The organism is Mesorhizobium sp. M4B.F.Ca.ET.203.01.1.1, assembly GCF_004791025.1.
GTDB classification, from domain to species: Bacteria; Pseudomonadota; Alphaproteobacteria; order Rhizobiales; family Rhizobiaceae; genus Mesorhizobium; species Mesorhizobium abyssinicae.
In genome coordinates this window covers 507865-525066 of record NZ_SRUO01000002.1, presented here as the reverse complement: position 1 = coordinate 525066, position 17202 = coordinate 507865, and the positions used below count along the sequence as shown (strand labels likewise).

The 17202-nt window shown below is 64.7% G+C and carries 18 protein-coding genes; 14 read left to right on the top strand and 4 right to left on the bottom strand.

Going from position 1 to position 17202, the window contains the following annotated elements; genetic code table 11:
• Positions 1-24 precede the first annotated feature (24 nt).
• From EN846_RS05790 to EN846_RS05775, 4 genes are all read right to left on the bottom strand, one after another.
• A complete protein-coding gene (locus tag EN846_RS05790; protein WP_127311185.1) occupies positions 25-1065 on the bottom strand; it encodes a DUF3445 domain-containing protein in 1041 nt (346 codons plus the stop codon).
• Between the two features lie 9 nt (positions 1066-1074).
• The gene (locus EN846_RS05785; RefSeq protein WP_127282585.1) at positions 1075-2040 is read right to left on the bottom strand and encodes a PDR/VanB family oxidoreductase; all 966 of its coding nucleotides are present in this window, start codon (positions 2038-2040) and stop codon (positions 1075-1077) included.
• Positions 2037-2633 (bottom strand): dimethylamine monooxygenase subunit DmmA family protein, encoded by a 597-nt coding sequence (locus tag EN846_RS05780; protein WP_127392723.1) that lies wholly within the window; start codon positions 2631-2633, stop codon positions 2037-2039. Before EN846_RS05780 ends, EN846_RS05785 begins: the two co-directional genes overlap by 4 nt.
• A 141-nt stretch (positions 2634-2774) precedes the next feature.
• Positions 2775-3908 carry an aminomethyltransferase family protein gene (locus EN846_RS05775; RefSeq protein WP_127392722.1) on the bottom strand — a complete coding sequence of 378 codons (1134 nt, stop codon included), beginning with the start codon at positions 3906-3908 and terminating at the stop codon, positions 2775-2777.
• 286 nt (positions 3909-4194) lie between these two features.
• Here EN846_RS05775 and EN846_RS05770 point away from each other — a divergent pair, with 286 nt between their 5' ends.
• The 14 genes from EN846_RS05770 (at position 4195) to EN846_RS05705 (ending at position 17181) form a co-directional block, all read left to right on the top strand.
• Positions 4195-4482 carry a hypothetical protein gene (locus EN846_RS05770; RefSeq protein ID WP_127282582.1) on the top strand — a complete coding sequence of 96 codons (288 nt, stop codon included), beginning with the start codon at positions 4195-4197 and terminating at the stop codon, positions 4480-4482.
• A 5-nt stretch (positions 4483-4487) separates the two neighbouring features.
• Positions 4488-4865, top strand: coding sequence for a hypothetical protein (locus tag EN846_RS05765; protein WP_127282581.1), 378 nt, complete (start codon positions 4488-4490; stop codon positions 4863-4865).
• 15 nt (positions 4866-4880) lie between these two features.
• Positions 4881-5042, top strand: a complete 162-nt coding sequence (locus EN846_RS05760; protein WP_127282580.1) for a hypothetical protein — start codon at positions 4881-4883, stop codon at positions 5040-5042.
• 14 nt (positions 5043-5056) lie between these two features.
• The gene (locus EN846_RS05755; protein ID WP_127282579.1) at positions 5057-6457 is read left to right on the top strand and encodes an amino acid permease; all 1401 of its coding nucleotides are present in this window, start codon (positions 5057-5059) and stop codon (positions 6455-6457) included.
• Between the two features lie 46 nt (positions 6458-6503).
• On the top strand, positions 6504-7193 hold the full coding sequence (locus tag EN846_RS05750; RefSeq protein WP_127393061.1) for a hypothetical protein: 690 nt from the start codon (positions 6504-6506) through the stop codon (positions 7191-7193).
• Positions 7190-7519, top strand: coding sequence for a hypothetical protein (locus EN846_RS05745; protein WP_127393062.1), 330 nt, complete (start codon positions 7190-7192; stop codon positions 7517-7519). The genes EN846_RS05750 and EN846_RS05745 overlap by 4 nt, the downstream gene beginning before the upstream one ends.
• 84 nt (positions 7520-7603) lie before the next feature.
• Complete coding sequence (locus EN846_RS05740) at positions 7604-8500, top strand: glutamine amidotransferase family protein (RefSeq protein ID WP_127393063.1); 897 nt, start codon at positions 7604-7606, stop codon at positions 8498-8500.
• Between the two features lie 4 nt (positions 8501-8504).
• Entirely contained in the window at positions 8505-9236 is a 732-nt protein-coding gene (locus EN846_RS05735; protein WP_126056045.1) for a GXGXG domain-containing protein, read from the top strand.
• A 6-nt stretch (positions 9237-9242) separates the two neighbouring features.
• Entirely contained in the window at positions 9243-10571 is a 1329-nt protein-coding gene (locus tag EN846_RS05730; protein ID WP_126056046.1) for an FMN-binding glutamate synthase family protein, read from the top strand.
• A 62-nt stretch (positions 10572-10633) separates the two neighbouring features.
• Entirely contained in the window at positions 10634-11941 is a 1308-nt protein-coding gene (gene glnT, locus EN846_RS05725) for a type III glutamate--ammonia ligase (protein ID WP_127393064.1), read from the top strand.
• A gap of 94 nt (positions 11942-12035) precedes the next feature.
• A complete protein-coding gene (locus EN846_RS05720) occupies positions 12036-13289 on the top strand; it encodes a sarcosine oxidase subunit beta family protein (protein ID WP_127393065.1) in 1254 nt (417 codons plus the stop codon).
• Between the two features lie 16 nt (positions 13290-13305).
• Entirely contained in the window at positions 13306-13581 is a 276-nt protein-coding gene (locus tag EN846_RS05715) for a sarcosine oxidase subunit delta (RefSeq protein ID WP_127393066.1), read from the top strand.
• On the top strand, positions 13581-16565 hold the full coding sequence (locus tag EN846_RS05710; protein ID WP_245493307.1) for a sarcosine oxidase subunit alpha: 2985 nt from the start codon (positions 13581-13583) through the stop codon (positions 16563-16565). The genes EN846_RS05715 and EN846_RS05710 overlap by 1 nt, the downstream gene beginning before the upstream one ends.
• Positions 16558-17181, top strand: coding sequence for a sarcosine oxidase subunit gamma family protein (locus EN846_RS05705; protein WP_127393811.1), 624 nt, complete (start codon positions 16558-16560; stop codon positions 17179-17181). Before EN846_RS05710 ends, EN846_RS05705 begins: the two co-directional genes overlap by 8 nt.
• Positions 17182-17202 lie beyond the last annotated feature (21 nt).

Below are 17202 nucleotides of genomic sequence, written 5' to 3'. Positions count from 1 at the left end.
CCCTCGTGGGGGAGATCGACAGCTTCAGTCCGGTCCAAATCCCGGGCTCGTCGGGCTGCCATCGTCCAGCTTCGACAGCCACTCGACCAGCGTCGGGCGGTAGCGGGTCAGGCCCTTGTAGGTGGCAAGCTCCTCGGGCAGGTCGCGGATGACGCGATGCAGGCGACGCGCCCATTTGGGCTGCGTCACCAGCTCGTCCATCTTGATCAGGTAGCAGCGGATCGGGAAGACGATGCCGTTCGAGCGCGGCAGCCGCCAGAAGCTCTGCAACTCGACGCGCAGATGCACCTTATCGCCGACATTCTCAGGCGTCACCGTCGCCCGGTCGGGACCCCATTTGTGGTAGTTCTCCGGGCTGGTGTCGAGGCGCGGATTGATGGTCATCGTCCAGTTGAGCCGTCGCGCCGGCTTGCCCTGCTGGATGTTGGTGAGGAATTTCAGCGCACGGATGAAGATGCCCTTCTCGTGCGCCAGCGGCACCGGCGCGTGCCATTCGAAGAAGTTCATGCCGATGTCGAAATCGAGCGACCAGTCGGCCTGGGTGGTGACCATGCCGGCATCCATCCACAGATTGCCGTCGCGCTGGTCGAGGATGCAGAAATCGCCCTGGCTCTGGCGGGTGATGTATTCCATCGGGCCATAGGGCAGCGTCGAGGTGTCGCCGAAGGTGAAGGTGTCGTCGATGCCGAGCGGCCGGTTGATCCAGCGCCAGCGGTCACCGTCGCGGGTCAGCGTGAAATGCTCGGGATAGCCGAGCGCCTGCTGCTCCATCAGCAGCTCGAGCAGGTCCCAGCCGGCCAGCGTCATATGCGGCAGCGACTGGCAGCGCAGCGGATCCTCGGCCAGAACCAAAGCGCGATCCTGCATCTCGGCGACATAGTGCTCATCGACGTCGATCAGGTTTTCCAGAACGCTGCCCTTCGGGCCGACGACGTGCGGCTCGATGTTGACGGCATACATGTAGCTGTCTTCGTTGAACGGGAACGGAAAGCGCCTGATGTGCTCCGGGCTGTTCCTGAACGTGTAGTCGTCCCGAAAGGTTTCCTTGCGAAAGGTGATGCCCAAGCTCGCCTCCTATCTTTCCAGGACCAGCGACTTGCCCTCGAAGCGCGAGACGCAAGGCATGATCTTGCAGCCGGAGCGATGGTCTTCCTCGCTCAGCCAGTGGTCGTTGTGGATGAACTTGCCGTCGGAAGAGATGACATTGGTCTCGCACTGGCCGCAGACGCCGCCGCGGCAGAGATAGGGCGGATCGACGCCGGCGGCCTCGATCGCCTCGAGCAGGCTCTGCTGCGAGCCGACGCGGATCGTCTTGCCGCTGACGGCCAGCGCCACATCGAAAGGCGCGCCGGGCTGCGGCGCCGCGAAATGCTCGAAATGCACCGTTTCCGACGGCCAGCCGAGAGCGGCGGCGCGGTCGCGCACCCAGTTGATCATGCCCGCCGGGCCGCAGACATAGAGATGCGTGCCGAGCGGCTGCGTCGAAAGCAGACGGTCGAGATCGATGCGCTCGTCGCGATCGTCATGGTAGAGTTTCACCCGGCGGTCGTAGCGCTGCTGCAGTATATCGGCATAGGTGCCGAGCGAAGCGGTGCGGCAGGTGTAGTGCAGTTCGAAATTGCCCCCGGACCCCGCCAGTTGCGCGGTCTGCGCCATGAACGGCGTGATGCCGATGCCGCCGGCCAGCATCAGGTGCTTCCTGGCTCTCAGGTCGAGCGAGAACAGGTTGACCGGATAGCTGATCACCATCTCCAGGCCGGGCTTGACCGACCTGTGCATGAACAGCGAGCCGCCGCGGCCGACATCGTCGCGGCGCACCGAGATCGTGTATTCGCTGGTATTGAGCGGCGAGCCCATCAGCGAATAAGGGTTGAGCCTGGTGCGGTCGCCGTCGCGCATCTCGACCACGACATGAGCGCCGCCTGAAAAGGTCGGCAGGAGTTCACCGTCGCGGCGGCGGAAATGGAAGCGGGTGACCAGGTCGTTGACGGGGACGACATCGCTGACGACGACGTCGAGCTTGGTGGTGCCGGTGCTCATCGGAAGACCTCCTCCATCGGAGGAATCTCTGAGCGATCCTCGGCATTGATGCAGACGCCCTGGAAGGCGGCGAGGCGCCGCGAATAGTGGTCGCGCACCAGAAGCAGCAGGCCGCAATGCGCGCAGGTTGCCGGCTGCGTCGTCACGTTCTCGGTGATGCCCTTGCAGTGCACGCACTGCATGCGGCGCGCCAGCGAGCCGCGATGCTCGGTCTGCATGGAGGTGTGGTCGATGCCGGCCTCGAGCGCCACCTGCATGGCCTGGCCGATCAGCCCTTCGGTGCCGCTAAGATAGAGGCGCAGGCCCATATGGGCGTTGGTCAGCGTCTGCCTCAATCGCGGCAGCAGGCTGGCGAAGGACGGCGGCAGATGGAGCTGTGCCGGCTTCAGCGCTTCGAGAGCGGCGATGTGCTTGCCGTCTGGAGCCGCAATGAAGACGATCTCGGCGCCGTCGAAGAAACCGGCCGGCGCCTTGCCGGCCATGTCGATGATCGCGAGCGCGCCTTCGGCATCCGCCACGAAAAGGTGGTGCTTGCCGGGCTGCGGAGACAGGGTTCCGTAAACGGGCCGGCTGATGATCGTCTTGGCTGCCATTCTTCCTTCGTGCCCTGGAGCGTTTCACCGTTTCACGGAAACGGCGAACCGCTCAATCTCCTTGTTTTGACGCAATTCCGGACGGAAAACCGTTCACACTTTTCCTGGAATTGCTCTCAACCCCTCCCCGTTGATAATGCCTCAGCCCTTGGCGGTGCGCTTGGTCTTTTTGGGATCATCGAACGGCAATGGCTGCGCCGTCGCCCTGATCGAGCCGCTCCTGTTGCGAATCTCGAGCCTGGTGTCCCTGACGGCGCAGTCGACGTCGAGGCGGGCGATGCCCATCGACTTCTCGACCAGCGGCGAATACATGGCGCAGGTGACGACGCCGACCTTCTTGCCGTCGCGATAGACCGGCGCGCCCTCGTCGGCCGGCTCCCTGCCGTCGAGCAGGACGCCGTAGATCTTGAAGCGCTCCTTGCCCTTCAGGCGATAGTGCTCCTCGGCGCCGCGGAAGCCGGTCTTGCCGGGGCTGACGGTGAAGTCGAGGCCGAGTTCCCACAGCGTGTCGCCGGGGCCTTCGCTCTCGAACGGATACTTTTGGGAATTGTCATAGGGATAGAACAGCAGGTAGCTCTCGACGCGCAGCATATCGAGCGTGGTGAAGCGGCACGGGATGATGCCGACGCCCTTCCCCTCGTCGAGGATCCTGTCCCAGATCGTGCCGGCATCCTGGCCTCGGCAGAAGATCTCGTAGCCGCGCTCGCCAGTGTAACCGGTGCGCGAGATCATGACGGGAAAGCCGAAGAGCTGCGTCTGCATGTGATGGAAGTAGTTGAGGTCGCGGATGCCCGGCACGTGCTTGGCCAGGTAGTCGACGGCGGTCGGGCCCTGCAGCGAGAGGTCGTGCAGATTGTCGTCGAAGCGTAGCGAGACGTCGCGGCCCGCCGCTGCGCGCTGCAACTCCTCATGGCCGGTGCCGGAGCCGTGCACGACCATCCAGCTGTTGGGGCTGATGCGGTAGATGATGCAGTCGTCGGTGAACTTGCCGGCCTCGTTCAGCATGCAGGCATAGGCCGACTTGCCGGGATAGATCTTCTCGACGTCGCGGGTGGTGGCGAGGTCGATGAGGTGCGCGGCGTGCGGCCCGGTGATGTGAACCTTCTTCAGGCCGGAGACGTCCATCAGGCCGGCCTTGGTGCGGATGGCGACATATTCCTCGTCGGCATCCTTGTCGTAGGTCCAGGCGGTGCCCATGCCGCTCCAGTCCTCGAGCTTCGAGCCGAGCGCGCGATGGCGGTCCGCCAAGGTCGAAAATCTCCAGGATGCCGTCATCCGATCGTCCTCCGTCAGAAAGTCATTGCTGTTCCCTGCTCCTTGGCTCGATGGCCGGAGCTTTGATCGAATATTGACCGCAAACGACGAAGCGCTGCAATCCCCTTGAAGCAAATAATTTCATTGTCAGGCAAATTTCTTGACATGGAACGAACGGTTCACAACGCCGAAATGCGGCTTGACAATTCCGGAATTCGGTCGGAATTTATGAAAAAAATTTCACTCTGTTGAAAGAGTGAGACGCCCGGCCGATTCGGGACCGGACGTCGAGAGAAGGGGAAAACCGATGTCCGACCTGCAGCAGCGCATCGAAGCGCTGTACCGTTCCGACGTGCGCGGATCCGCGCTCCTGATCATTTGCCTGTGGGCGACGATCCTCTTCGTCCTCATCATGACATGGCCATACATTCCGCACGCCGGCATCAAGCTGGTCGTCGCGGTCGCCGCCGGCGCCGTGCTGATCTTCAACACGGCCGCCATCCTGGCGATGGTCAACCACTACAAGGAAGACAAGGACTTCATCTACGGGCTCGACATCAAGAACGCCGACGCGTTCCGCAACCGCAAGGGGTAGACAGCATGTCCCGCTACAAGCCGCCGGAACAGAGCAAGGCCGGCCAGATCCTCGATATCGCTGTGGTCGTGGTCGCCATTTTCGTGGCGCTTTGGCTGCCGTTGAAGCTCGGCCTCGCCGGAGCCGCGAAGTCCATCGATCCGCTCGACGCCAAGACTTGGGACGCGCTTGGCCAGAATGCGACCATGGCGTCGATCTGGGAGAAGCTCGGCTACACGCCCGAGACCGCGCACGACATCATCCAGAACCGCTTCCACTATGTGATCGACTGGCCGACGCTGATCATCATGGCGGCGGTTCTGATCGGCTATTTCGTGTTCCTGTTCCGCGCATCGGACCGGGAATATCGCGAAGTCATCAACGAAAAGTTCGACGACAAGTAACCCGGGGACACGATCATGTGGATACCGCTGTCTTACGCCTGCTGGGGCATCTCGATCGTGCTCGCGCTGTGGATGCTCTACGACTGGTTCAAGGTCGATACGACCTATTCCGAGGAGGTGCTGACCTCCTCGCGCGAAGGCGAGCTTGAAGCCGTTTCCGAAAAGCACCGGATCTGAGTGGGGACTGATCGATGACGGTCGCGCTTGACAACACCACCACCATCCACGGCGACAGGGTCTCGCTGCTCCGGGTGCTCGGCCCCGCACATGTCTGGGCGCTCGGCGTCGGCATCGTGCTGGTCGGCGAATTCACCGGCTGGAATTTCGCCGCCGACAAGGGCGGCGCGCTGGCGGCGCTGATCGTCTGCTGGCTCGTCGGGCTGCTCTACACCTCGGTCGCCATGATCGATTCCGAGGTGACATCGACCGTCGCCGCCGCCGGCGGCCAGTATGCGCAGGCCAAGCACATCGTCGGGCCGCTGATGGCCTTCAACGTCGCGCTGTTCCTGGTCTTCGCCTACACGATGCTGGAAGTGTCGGACGCCATCCTGCTCGGCGACACGATCGTCGCCAAGGCCGGCGTCGAGGGCCTAACGCACAATTCCTTCATCGCCGCCACCATCGTGGTGCTGGCCTGGCTGAACTATCGCGGCGTGCTGATGACGCTCAACGTCAACTTCGTCATCACCGCGATTGCCTACATCTCGATCGTCATCCTGTTCTTCTCGGTGAGCCCGTGGACGCAAGGCGCGGTGCTGAAGCTCAACGAACTGGTGACGCCCAGCAATGCGCTGCCCTATGGCTGGATCGGCGTCATCGCCGCCTTCCAGTTCGGCATCTGGTACTATCTCGGCATCGAGGGCACCACGCAGGCGGCCGAAGAAGTGCGCTCACCGGCGCGCTCGCTGCCCTACGGCACCATGGCCGGCATGATCACGCTTCTGATCGCCGCTGCCATGACCTGGTATGTCTGCGCCTCGATGATGCCGTGGGAGTATCTCGGCATCACCTATTATCCGCTTTGGGACGCCGGCAAGCTGACGGGCAGCCCGCTGCTCGAGAACCTGCTGTTCATCGCGACGCTGCTGGCAGCACTTGCCTCGGCCAATGGCTGCATCAACGATGCCGCCCGTGCATGGTTCTCGCTCGGCCGTGACCGCTACCTGCCGAGCTGGTTCTCGGCGGTGCATCCGAGATACCGCACGCCCTACCGCTCGATCTTGTTCCTGCTGCCGATCGCGCTCGCCTTCGCCTTCATCGCCGACCTCAACCAGGCGATCACTTTCTCGATCCTGTCGGGCGTGCTGCAATACACCTTTATGAGCATCAACATCATGATGTTCCGCAAGAAGTGGCCACTGGGTTCCATCCGCCGCGGCTACACGCACCCCTTCCATCCGCTGCCGGCAATCGTGCTGTTCTGCCTGTGCGTGGTCACCTTCTTCGCCATCTTTCTCGGCTTCGGCTCGCAGCTGATCGCGATGACCATCTTCTATTTCCTGATCTCGCTGTGGTTCCACTTCTACCGTTACAAATTCGTGCGCCGCGGCGACCAGTTCACCATGCCGTGGCCGAAGCCGCAGGGCTATTGAGTGGAAAGAAAGCCCGCCGGCTGACGGCGGGCTCTGGCGTGTCGAGATGTCTGAGTTGACGTCAGTCTTGTTTGCCGGGGCGATTGCGCTTGCCGTCGTCGTCCACCTTGCCTGGCTCGCGCGCAAAAGCCGCAACCGGGCCGAGGCGGCGCTTGCCGCCGACACCGCCGGCATTCGCACCGTTGTTGCCGACGCCGTCGATATCTCCGACGGCACGGCTGGTGTCGCCATCTGGGCGGGCACCTGGAACGGGCTTCGTGTGCAGGTCCGCACCATCGTCGACACGCTGGCGACCCGAAAACTGCCGGCGCGCTGGCTCACCGTCACGGTCACCGAGCCTGTCGACGTTCCGGGAACTTTCGACATGATGATGCGGCCGGGCTCGGCGACCACGTTTTCCAATTTCGATCACCTTGGCCACACGCTGCCGAAGACCGCCGGCTTTCCCGTCGAGGCGGTACTGCGCACGGACCGCAAGGGAGTCGCCTTCCCGCAGGACGTGATCGCCGGCCATCTCGACATCTTTGCCGAGGGCCGGGCCAAGGAGCTGCTGGTCACACCGAAGGGCGTGCGCATCGTCTGGCTGCTGGCCGAGGCAGAGCGGGCGCGCTACGGCGTGTTCCGGCAGGCTGCGTTTGGCGACACGAAACTGGATCCGGCGCTGATCGAAAGGCTGCTGCAATCGGCCTCGACGCTTCGCGATGCCATCAACGAGCGCAAACGGCAGGCCGCATGACCGACAAAGCCAGTTCCCCCGCCTCGGCGAATCCGTATCTCGTGCTCGGTGCGGCGATCGTGCTGCCGGGGAGCGGACATGTCATGCTCGGCGTGCCGACGCGCGGGCTGCAATTCCTGTTCTTCATGGTGATCCTTGGCTGGGTGACCACCAAGGTGGCGGCACCGGACGCCAGCTTCGTCGGCCGTCATGCCGGCGGCTTCCTGATTTATGCACTGTCGATTCTCGATGCCTACAAGATGGCACGCATCCGCTACACGCAATGGGCTCATAGTGACCGCCGAAGCGATGACGGCGCGGCCGGCGGCGTAGAGCCGCACACGTAACTAGAGGAAAATTTTTTTCATATGGTTGAATTCTAATTCCTCATTCGGTACATCATTTGAGAGCCATAAACGTCGGAGGCTGACATGTGCGGAATCGTCGGACTTTTCCTCAAGGACAGGTCGCTGGAGCCCAAGCTGGGCGCGATGCTGTCGGAGATGCTGATCTGCCTCACCGACCGGGGTCCGGACAGTGCCGGCATCGCCATCTATGGCGCACCGGCCGGCAACGAGGCCAAGATCACCATCCAGTCGGCGAAACCGGAACACGACTTCCGCGGCCTCGACGCGGAGCTCGCCAAGGCGATCGGCGCGCCGGTGAGCGTCGCGGTCAAATCGACGCATGCGGTGATCAGGACGGCTCCGGACAAGGTCGACACCGCGCGTGAGGCACTGCAATCGCTTCGGCCCGATATCCGCATCATGGGCGCCGGCGAAGCGGTCGAGATCTACAAGGAGGTCGGCCTGCCGGAAGCCGTCGTCGAGCGTTTCGACGTGCGCTCGATGACCGGCACGCACGGCATCGGCCACACCCGCATGGCGACGGAATCGGCGGTCACCACGATGGGCGCGCACCCCTTCTCGACCGGAGCCGACCAATGCCTGGTGCACAATGGCTCGCTGTCCAACCACAACAATGTGCGGCGCGAGCTGGTCCGCGAGGGCATGAAATTCGAGACCGAAAACGACACCGAGGTGGCAGCCGCCTATCTCTCCTCCAAGATCGCGCATGGGAAGAACCTCGGCGAGGCGCTGGAGGGCACACTCTCCGATCTCGACGGCTTCTTCACCTTCGTCGTCGGCACCAAGAACGGCTTTGGCGTGGTGCGCGACCCGATCGCCTGCAAGCCCGCCGTCATGGCCGAGACCGACCAGTATGTCGCGTTCGGTTCGGAATATCGCGCGCTCACCAAACTGCCCGGCATAGACAATGCGAGGGTCTGGGAACCGGAGCCCGCAACCGTCTATTTCTGGGAGCACTGAGTTCATGCCGGCAACCAACGTATCCACCGCTCAGCGCGACCAGAGCCACGCCAGGGTGTTCGACCTTGCCGCACTGTCGCTGCGCGAGCTGAACCAGGCGCTGCATCAGCTGACCCCGGGCTCCAACGAGACGGCCTGGGAGGTGCTCAACCCCAAGGGCAGCCATTCGGTCGCCGTCGGCGTCGACCAGCCGGTCGCCATCGATGTGCGCGGCAGCGTCGGCTACTATTGCGGCGGCATGAATGCCGGCGGCGCCATCACCGTGCATGGCTCGGCCGGCCCCGGCGTCGGCGAGAACATGATGTCGGGCTCGATCGTGATCAAAGGCGACGCCAGCCAGTATGCCGGCGCCACCGGCCGCGGCGGCCTGCTGGTCATCGAAGGCAACGCGTCGTCGCGCTGCGGCATCTCGATGAAGGGCATCGACATCGTCGTGCACGGCAATATCGGCCACATGTCGGCCTTCATGGCACAGTCCGGCAACCTCGTGGTGCTGGGCGATGCCGGCGATGCGCTGGGCGATTCCATCTACGAGGCGCGGCTGTTCGTGCGCGGCAAGGTCGAGAGCCTGGGCGCCGACTGCATCGCCAAGGAGATGCGGCCCGAGCATCTGGAATTCCTGCAAGGCCTGCTCGACCGCGCCGGCGTGACCGGCGTCAAAGCTTCGGAGTTCAAGCGCTACGGCTCGGCGCGCAAGCTCTACAATTTCAATATCGACAACGCCGACGCGTATTGAGGCAAGATGACCTATCGCAACCCGCCGACGACGCCGCGCAAATCCGCGACCTTCGACGATTACACGCTCTCCGAAATCCGCCGCGCCGCGGCGACCGGCATCTATGACATCCGCGGCGCCGGCGCCAAGCGCAAGCTGCCGCATTTCGACGACCTCTTGTTCCTCGGCGCCTCGATCTCGCGCTATCCGCTGGAAGGCTATCGCGAGCGCTGTGACACCAGCGTGGTGCTCGGCACGCGCCACGCCAAGAAGCCGATCGAGCTGAAGATCCCGATCACCATCGCCGGCATGAGCTTCGGCTCGCTGTCCGGCCCCGCCAAGGAGGCGCTGGGACGCGGCGCGACGCTGTCCGGCACCTCGACCACCACCGGCGACGGCGGCATGACCGAGGAAGAGCGCGGCCATTCCAAGCAGTTGGTCTACCAGTACCTGCCGTCACGCTACGGCATGAACCCGCGCGACCTGCGCCGCGCCGACGCGATCGAAGTGGTCGTCGGCCAGGGCGCCAAGCCCGGCGGCGGCGGCATGCTGCTCGGCCAGAAGATCTCCGACCGCGTCGCCGAGATGCGCACGCTGCCAAAGGGCATCGACCAGCGCTCGGCGTCGCGCCATCCCGACTGGACCGGGCCCGACGACCTCGAGATCAAGATCCTCGAGCTGCGCGAGATCACCGACTGGGAAAAGCCGATCTACGTCAAGGTCGGCGGCGCCCGCCCCTACTACGACACCGCGCTCGCGGTGAAGGCCGGCGCCGACGTCGTCGTGGTCGACGGCATGCAGGGCGGCACCGCCGCGACGCAGGAAGTGTTCATCGAAAATGTCGGCCAGCCGACGCTTGCCTGCATCAGGCCGGCGGTGCAGGCGCTGCAGGACCTCGGCATGCACCGCAAGGTGCAGCTGATCGTTTCCGGCGGCATCCGCAACGGCGCCGACGTCGCCAAGGCGCTGGCGCTCGGCGTCGACGCTGTGTCGATCGGCACGGCGGCGCTGGTTGCGCTGGGCGACAACGATCCCCGCTGGGAGGCGGAGTACAATGCGCTCGGCTCCACCGCTGGCGCCTATGACGACTGGCACGAAGGCCGCGACCCGGCCGGCATCACCACCCAGGACCCCGAGTTGATGAAGCGGGTCGACCCGATCGCGGCAGGACGGCGGCTGGCGAATTACCTGAAAGTGATGACGCTGGAGGCGCAGACGATCGCTCGCGCCTGCGGCAAGAACAGCCTGCACAACCTCGAGCCCGAGGATCTCGTCGCGCTCACCATCGAGGCGGCTGCCATGGCGGGCGTGCCGCTTGCCGGCACCAACTGGATACCGGGGAAGAACGGCTTCTAATCAATTGAAGGGCCAAGACCCAAATGCCTTGGGCCATGGCCGACAAAAAATGGGGAACTGGTGTGACTACTGATCTTGCAGAATTCGCAAGGGCGAAAAACGTCAAATATTTCATGATCTCCTACACCGACCTGTTCAGCGGGCAGCGTGCGAAGCTGGTGCCGGCACAGGCGATCGCCGACATGCAGAAGGACGGCGCGGGATTTGCCGGCTTCGCCACATGGCTCGATCTCACCCCGGCGCATCCGGACATGCTGGCGGTGCCGGATCCAGCCTCGGTCATACAGTTGCCGTGGAAGCCGGAGGTCGCCTGGGTCGCCGCCAATTGCGTCATGGACGACAAGGAGGTCGGCCAGGCGCCGCGCAACACGCTGAAGCGGGTGATCGAAGAGGCCGCCCGCGACGGCATGCATGTCAAGACCGGCGTCGAGGCCGAGTTCTTCCTGATCTCGCCGGACGGCAAGGCGATCTCCGACGAATACGATACCGCCTCAAAACCATGCTACGACCAGCAGGCGGTGATGCGCCGCTACGACGTCATCGCCGAGATCTGCGACCACATGCTGGCGCTGGGCTGGGGCCCGTACCAGAACGACCATGAGGACGCCAACGGCCAGTTCGAGATGAACTGGACCTTCGACCATGCGCTGGCGACCGCCGACAAGCACTCGTTCTTCAAATTCATGGTGAAGTCGATTGCCGAAAAGCACGGCCTGCGCGCGACCTTCATGCCCAAGCCCTTCCAGGGCCTGACCGGCAATGGCTGCCATGCGCATATCTCGGTGTGGGACGAGACCGGCAAGACCAATGTCTTCGCCGACAATGCGATGGAGCTCGGCCTCTCGGCCAAGGGCAAGAATTTCCTTGGCGGCATCATGAAGCATGCCTCGGCGCTTGCGGCCATCACCAACCCGACGGTCAATTCCTACAAGCGCATCAATGCGCCGCGCACGATTTCTGGCGCGACCTGGGCACCGAACACGGTGACCTGGACCGGCAACAACCGCACCCACATGGTGCGCGTGCCAGGCCCGGGCCGTTTTGAGCTGCGCCTGCCCGACGGTGCAGCCAACCCGTATTTGCTGCAAGCCGTCATCATCGCCGCTGGTCTCGATGGCATCCGCTCGAAGGCCGACCCGGGCAAACGCTACGACATCGACATGTACCAGTTCGGCCATACCGTGACGGACGCGCCGAAATTGCCCCTCAACCTGCTCGACGCGCTGCGCGAGTTCGACAATGACAAATCGCTGAAGGCGGCGCTGGGTGAGGAATTCTCGTCGGCTTATCTAAAGCTGAAGCAGCAGGAATGGAATTCCTATGCTTCGCACTTCACGCAGTGGGAGCGCGACCACACGCTGGATATCTGAAGCATCGGACCGAAAAGTGCGAAGCGGTTTTCGGACGAATCCGATGCGTTGAGGAAGACCACCAGCGCGACGCGAGCGATCTCGGAATGACCTTATGAAATATTCGATCTTCTCGCTCGCCCGCGCCGCCCTCTCCGGCCACAAGAACTGGCAGCGCACCTGGCGCGACGCCAGCCCGAAGGACCGCTACGATGTGGTGATCATCGGCGGCGGCGGCCATGGGCTGGCGACGGCGTGGTTCCTCGCCAGCGAGTTCGGCATCCGCAACGTCGCCGTCCTCGAAAAGGGCTGGATCGGCTCCGGCAATGCCGGCCGCAACACCACGATCATCCGCTCCAACTACGGCCTGCCCGGCAATACCGGCTTCTACGAGCTGTCGATGAAGCTGTGGGAGCGGATGGAGCAAGACCTCAACTACAATTCGATGGTCAGCCAGCGCGGCGTCATCAACCTCTACCATTCCGACGCCCAGCGCGACGCCTATGCGCGGCGCGGCAACACCATGCGCATCAACGGTATCGACGCCGAATTGCTCGACCTCGCGGCGGTCAGGAAAATGATGCCGTTCCTGAACTTCGACAATGCGCGCTTCCCCGTGCAGGGCGGGCTGCTGCAGCGGCGCGGCGGTACGGCGCGACACGACGCCGTCGTGTGGGGCTATGCACATGCGGCCAGCGCGCTTGGCGTCGACATCATCCAGAACTGCGAGGTCACCGGCTTCACGCGCGACACCAACGGCAAGGTGACCGGCGTCGACACCTCGCGCGGCCGCATCGGCGCCGGCAAGGTCGGCATGGCGGTTGCCGGCTTCTCATCGCGCGTCGCCGCGATGGCGGGCCTGCGCCTGCCGATCGAAAGCCACGTGCTGCAGGCCTTCGTCTCCGAGGCGATCAAGCCGCTGCTGCCCAATGTCATGACCTTCGGCGCCGGCCACTTCTATGTCAGCCAGTCGGACAAGGGCGGCCTGGTCTTCGGCGGCGACATCGACGGCTACAATTCCTACGCCCAGCGCGGCAACCTTCCGGTCATGGAGGATGTCTGCGAGGGCGGCATGGCGCTGATCCCTATGATCGGCCGCGTCAGGCTGCTGCGCCAGTGGGGCGGCATCATGGACATGTCGATGGACGGCACGCCGATCATCGACAAGAGCCCTGTCGAAGGCCTCTATCTCAATGCCGGCTGGTGCTATGGCGGCTTCAAGGCGACGCCCGGCTCCGGCCTGGTCTTTGCCCATCTCATCGCTCGCGACGAAGCGCACAAAGAAGCCGCGCGCTTCCGCCTCGATCGCTTCCAGCGCGGCGCGATGATCGACGAAAAGGGCCAGGGCGCCCAACCGAACCTGCACTGAAGGCGGCCAGGAAATCATGCGTATTGTCTGTCCCTTCTGCGGCGAACGCGAACTCGGCGAGTTCACCTATCTCGGCGACGCCAAGCCGCGACGGCCGGCGGCGGACGCGGGCGAAGAGGCCGTCTACGACTATGTCTACCTGCGCGACAACATCGCCGGCCCGATGAGCGAGCACTGGTATCATGGCGGCGGCTGCAGGGCCTGGCTGAAGGTCACCCGCAACACGCTGACGCATGAGATTTCGGCTGTCGTGCCCGCTGCTGGCGCCGGTGCGGCAAAGGTTGACGCGTGATGGTGGGCGGCGCGCAAACACACCGGCTGGCAGACGGCGGCCTCATCGACCGCTCGGTGCCGCTGAGCTTCCGCTTCGACGGCAAGACGCTGCTTGGCTTCCAGGGCGACACGCTGGCCTCGGCGCTGGTCGCCAATGGCGTCAAGCTGGTCGGGCGCTCGTTCAAGTACCACCGCCCGCGCGGCATCCTGACGGCGGGATCGGAAGAGCCGAATGCGCTGGTCGAATTGCGCAGCGGCGCAAGGCGCGAGCCCAACACCAAGGCGACGACGGCCGAGCTCTATGACGGTCTCGAGGCCGCCAGCCAGAACCGCTGGCCGTCGCTGCGCCACGATTTCCTGTCGGTCAACCAGCTGTTCGCGCCGATCTTCGTCGCCGGCTTCTACTACAAGACCTTCATGTGGCCGGCGAAGTTCTGGGAAGCGGTCTACGAGCCGGCGATCCGCCGCGCCGCCGGTCTCGGCCGCGCCGCTGGCATTGCCGATCCCGACCACTACGACAAGGCCTGGGCGCATTGCGACGTGCTGATCGCCGGCTCCGGTCCGGCGGGACTGGCGGCGGCTTTGGCGGCAGGCCGCAGCGGGGCGCGCGTCATCCTGTGCGAAGAGGATTTTGTCCCGGGCGGCCGCTTGCTTGCTGACGGCGGAACGATCGACGGCCTGCCGGCCGCCGAATGGATTGCCCGCACGCTGGCCGAGCTTGGCTCGATGCCCGATGTCCGCATCATGACGCGCACGACGCTGTTCGGCGTCTATGACGGCGGCACCTATGGCGCGATCGAGCGCGTCAACGACCATCTGCCAGTTCCGCCGGAGCACCAGGTGCGGCAGCGGCTGTGGCGGATCGTGGCGAAGCGCAGCATTGTCGCGGCAGGCGCCATCGAGCGGCCGATCGTCTTTGCGGGCAACGACACGCCCGGCGTGATGATGGCTTCCGCCATGCGCAGCTATGTCGGCCGCTACGCGGCAACGCCCGCAAAACGCGTCGCGCTGTTCACCAACAACGAGGACGGCTGGCGCACGGTCCAGACGGCGATTGGCGCCGGGCTGCAGGTCGCGGCGGTGATCGATGCGCGGCCGGATGTCTCGCCGGCGCATCGCACGCTTGCTTCGAAGAACGGCTTCCCGGTGCTCAACGGCTCAGTTGCCGGCGTCGACGGCGGCAAGGACGGTGTGCGCAAGATCGCCGTCTCGCTGACCGGCGGCGCGCGCGCCGAGGTCGACGCCGACGGGCTTGCCGTTTCCGGCGGCTGGAATCCTTCGGTCGGGCTGACCTCCTATCATCGCGGCCGGCCGAAATGGCGCGACGACATCGCCGCCTTCGTGCCGGATGGCGCGCCGCCCGGCATGGTCGCTGTAGGCGCCGCCAACGGCGCCTTCGGCCTCGGCGCTTGCCTGCGCCAAGGGTTTGAGGCCGGCGCCGCTGCCGCAAGCGATTGCGGGCGCGGCGGCACCGCAGGTTCAGCGCCGGTCGCCGACGACGAGGCCTTCTCGCTCACCCCGCTCTGGCACGTCGCCGGCAAGGGCAAGGCCTTCGTCGACCAGCAGCACGACGTCACCGCTTCCGACGTCGAACTGGCGCAGCGCGAAGGTTTCGAATCGGTCGAGCACCTCAAGCGCTACACCACGCTCGGCATGGCGACCGACCAGGGCAAGACCTCCAACATTGCCGGCCTCGCCATCATGGCCGCCGTCACCGGCAAGTCGATCCCGGAAACCGGCACGACGATCTACCGGCCGCCCTATGTGCCGGTCGCCATTGGCGCCTTCGCCGGCCACCATCGCGACGAGACCTTCCATGCGACGCGGCTGACGCCGTCACATCACTGGGCGGCGGAACAGGGCGCGGTGTTCGTCGACACCGGTTTATGGAAACGGGCGCAGTGGTATCCCCGCGCGGGCGAAAAGGACTGGCTGGAATCGGTGACCCGCGAGGTCAAGGCGGTGCGCGGCGGCGTCGGCTTCTGCGATGTCTCGACGCTGGGCAAGATCGACGTGCACGGTCCCGACGCCGGCGTCTTCCTCGACCGCGTCTACATCAACTCGTTCTCCAACCTCGCCGTCGGCAAGGCGCGCTACGGGTTGATGCTGCGCGAAGACGGCATCGTCTACGACGACGGCACGACCTCGCGGCTGGCCGAGCATCACTATTTCCTCACCACCACGACCGCCAAAGCCGGGCTGGTGATGCAGCATCTCGAATTCTGCCGCCAGGTGCTGTTCCCCGAACTCGACGTGCAGCTGACCTCGGTCTCCGACCAGTGGGCGCAGTTCTCCATCGCCGGGCCGAAGACCCGTGAGCTGCTTCGCGAAATTGTCGATCCCTCGGAAGACCTGTCGAACGAAGGCTTTCCGTTCATGGGCGCGCGCGAAGTCGCCTTGCGCGGCGGCATCAAGGCCAGGCTGTTCCGCATTTCCTTCTCCGGCGAAATGGCGTTCGAGATTTCGGTGCCGGCGCGTTACGGCGAGGCGCTGGTGCGCAATCTGATGATTGCGGGAAAATCGTTAGGCGTGACACCTTATGGCACCGAGGCGCTCGGCGTGATGCGCGTCGAGAAGGGCCATGTCGCCGGACCGGAGCTCAACGGCACCACGACCGCCGCCGATCTCGGCCTCGGCAAGATGATGTCGACCAAGAAGGATTTTATCGGCCGCGTCATGGCCGGCCGCGAGGCGCTGGTTGCGCCGGACCGGCAGGTGGTCGTCGGCGTCAAGCCCACCGACAAGGCGCGGCGGCTGCGCTCCGGCGCGCATGTCATTCCGAAGGGCGAGATCCCCGGCCCCGGCAACGACCAGGGCTATGTCACCTCGGTCTGCTTCTCGCCGACGCTCGACCAATGGATCGGGCTCGGGCTGGTCGAACGCGGCCGCGAGCGCATCGGCGAGATCGTGCGCGCGCACGACCCGCTGCGTGGTGAGGCGTACGATGTCGAGCTCTGCAATCCCGTCTTCTACGATCCGGAAGGAGGGCGCCAGCGTGGCTGAGTTTTCCTGGGATATCCGCAGCCCGCTCGACCGCACCCTCGTCACCGGGCCGTATGGCGCGCGGGGTGAAGCCGGCTTGTCGCTGACCGAGATCCGCAATTTCGACCTCGTCCAGGCGATGGCGCGCCGCGGCAAGGCGGCCGAGATGGCCGCGGCCGCGAAGGCCCGCTTCGGTGTCGCCGCGCCGGAAACGCCGAAGGCGGTCGGCAACGCCGACGCGACGCTGATCTGGTCCGGACCGGATCAGTTTTTCGTGCTGTCGAAAGGCGGCAGGCACGGGATTGAGGCGCTTGCCTCGGTCTTTGCCGGATCGGCATCGCTTTCGGACCAGTCGCATGCGCGGGCGTTGATCAGCGTATCCGGGCAGAGAGTGCGCGCGATGCTCGCCAAGCTGTCGTCGATCGATCTGCATCCCGATGTGTTTGCGGTGGGCTCCGCTGCTGCAACCTCGATGGATCACACCAGCGTCACGCTGTGGCGGGGCGGTGATCGCGGCGGACAGGCGGTGTTCAACCTGCTGGTGTTTTCGACCTTCGCCGAAAGTCTCTGGCACACCATTCTCGATTCGGCCGCGGAGTATGGCGTTACGATCGGCCATTCCGAGGAACTGGCGTAGCGCATGTGCGCGCACCCCTCC

Coding starts and splice junctions, on each gene's coding strand:
- EN846_RS05750 (WP_127393061.1), top strand. CDS start 6,504: ATGTCTGAGTTGACGTCAGTCTTGTTTGCCGGGGCGATTGCGCTTGCC.
- EN846_RS05735 (WP_126056045.1), top strand. CDS start 8,505: ATGCCGGCAACCAACGTATCCACCGCTCAGCGCGACCAGAGCCACGCC.
- EN846_RS05780 (WP_127392723.1), bottom strand. CDS start 2,633: ATGGCAGCCAAGACGATCATCAGCCGGCCCGTTTACGGAACCCTGTCT.
- EN846_RS05715 (WP_127393066.1), top strand. CDS start 13,306: ATGCGTATTGTCTGTCCCTTCTGCGGCGAACGCGAACTCGGCGAGTTC.
- EN846_RS05770 (WP_127282582.1), top strand. CDS start 4,195: ATGTCCGACCTGCAGCAGCGCATCGAAGCGCTGTACCGTTCCGACGTG.
- EN846_RS05730 (WP_126056046.1), top strand. CDS start 9,243: ATGACCTATCGCAACCCGCCGACGACGCCGCGCAAATCCGCGACCTTC.
- EN846_RS05785 (WP_127282585.1), bottom strand. CDS start 2,040: ATGAGCACCGGCACCACCAAGCTCGACGTCGTCGTCAGCGATGTCGTC.
- EN846_RS05720 (WP_127393065.1), top strand. CDS start 12,036: ATGAAATATTCGATCTTCTCGCTCGCCCGCGCCGCCCTCTCCGGCCAC.
- EN846_RS05760 (WP_127282580.1), top strand. CDS start 4,881: ATGTGGATACCGCTGTCTTACGCCTGCTGGGGCATCTCGATCGTGCTC.
- EN846_RS05765 (WP_127282581.1), top strand. CDS start 4,488: ATGTCCCGCTACAAGCCGCCGGAACAGAGCAAGGCCGGCCAGATCCTC.
- EN846_RS05745 (WP_127393062.1), top strand. CDS start 7,190: ATGACCGACAAAGCCAGTTCCCCCGCCTCGGCGAATCCGTATCTCGTG.
- EN846_RS05755 (WP_127282579.1), top strand. CDS start 5,057: ATGACGGTCGCGCTTGACAACACCACCACCATCCACGGCGACAGGGTC.
- EN846_RS05740 (WP_127393063.1), top strand. CDS start 7,604: ATGTGCGGAATCGTCGGACTTTTCCTCAAGGACAGGTCGCTGGAGCCC.
- EN846_RS05775 (WP_127392722.1), bottom strand. CDS start 3,908: ATGACGGCATCCTGGAGATTTTCGACCTTGGCGGACCGCCATCGCGCG.
- EN846_RS05710 (WP_245493307.1), top strand. CDS start 13,581: ATGGTGGGCGGCGCGCAAACACACCGGCTGGCAGACGGCGGCCTCATC.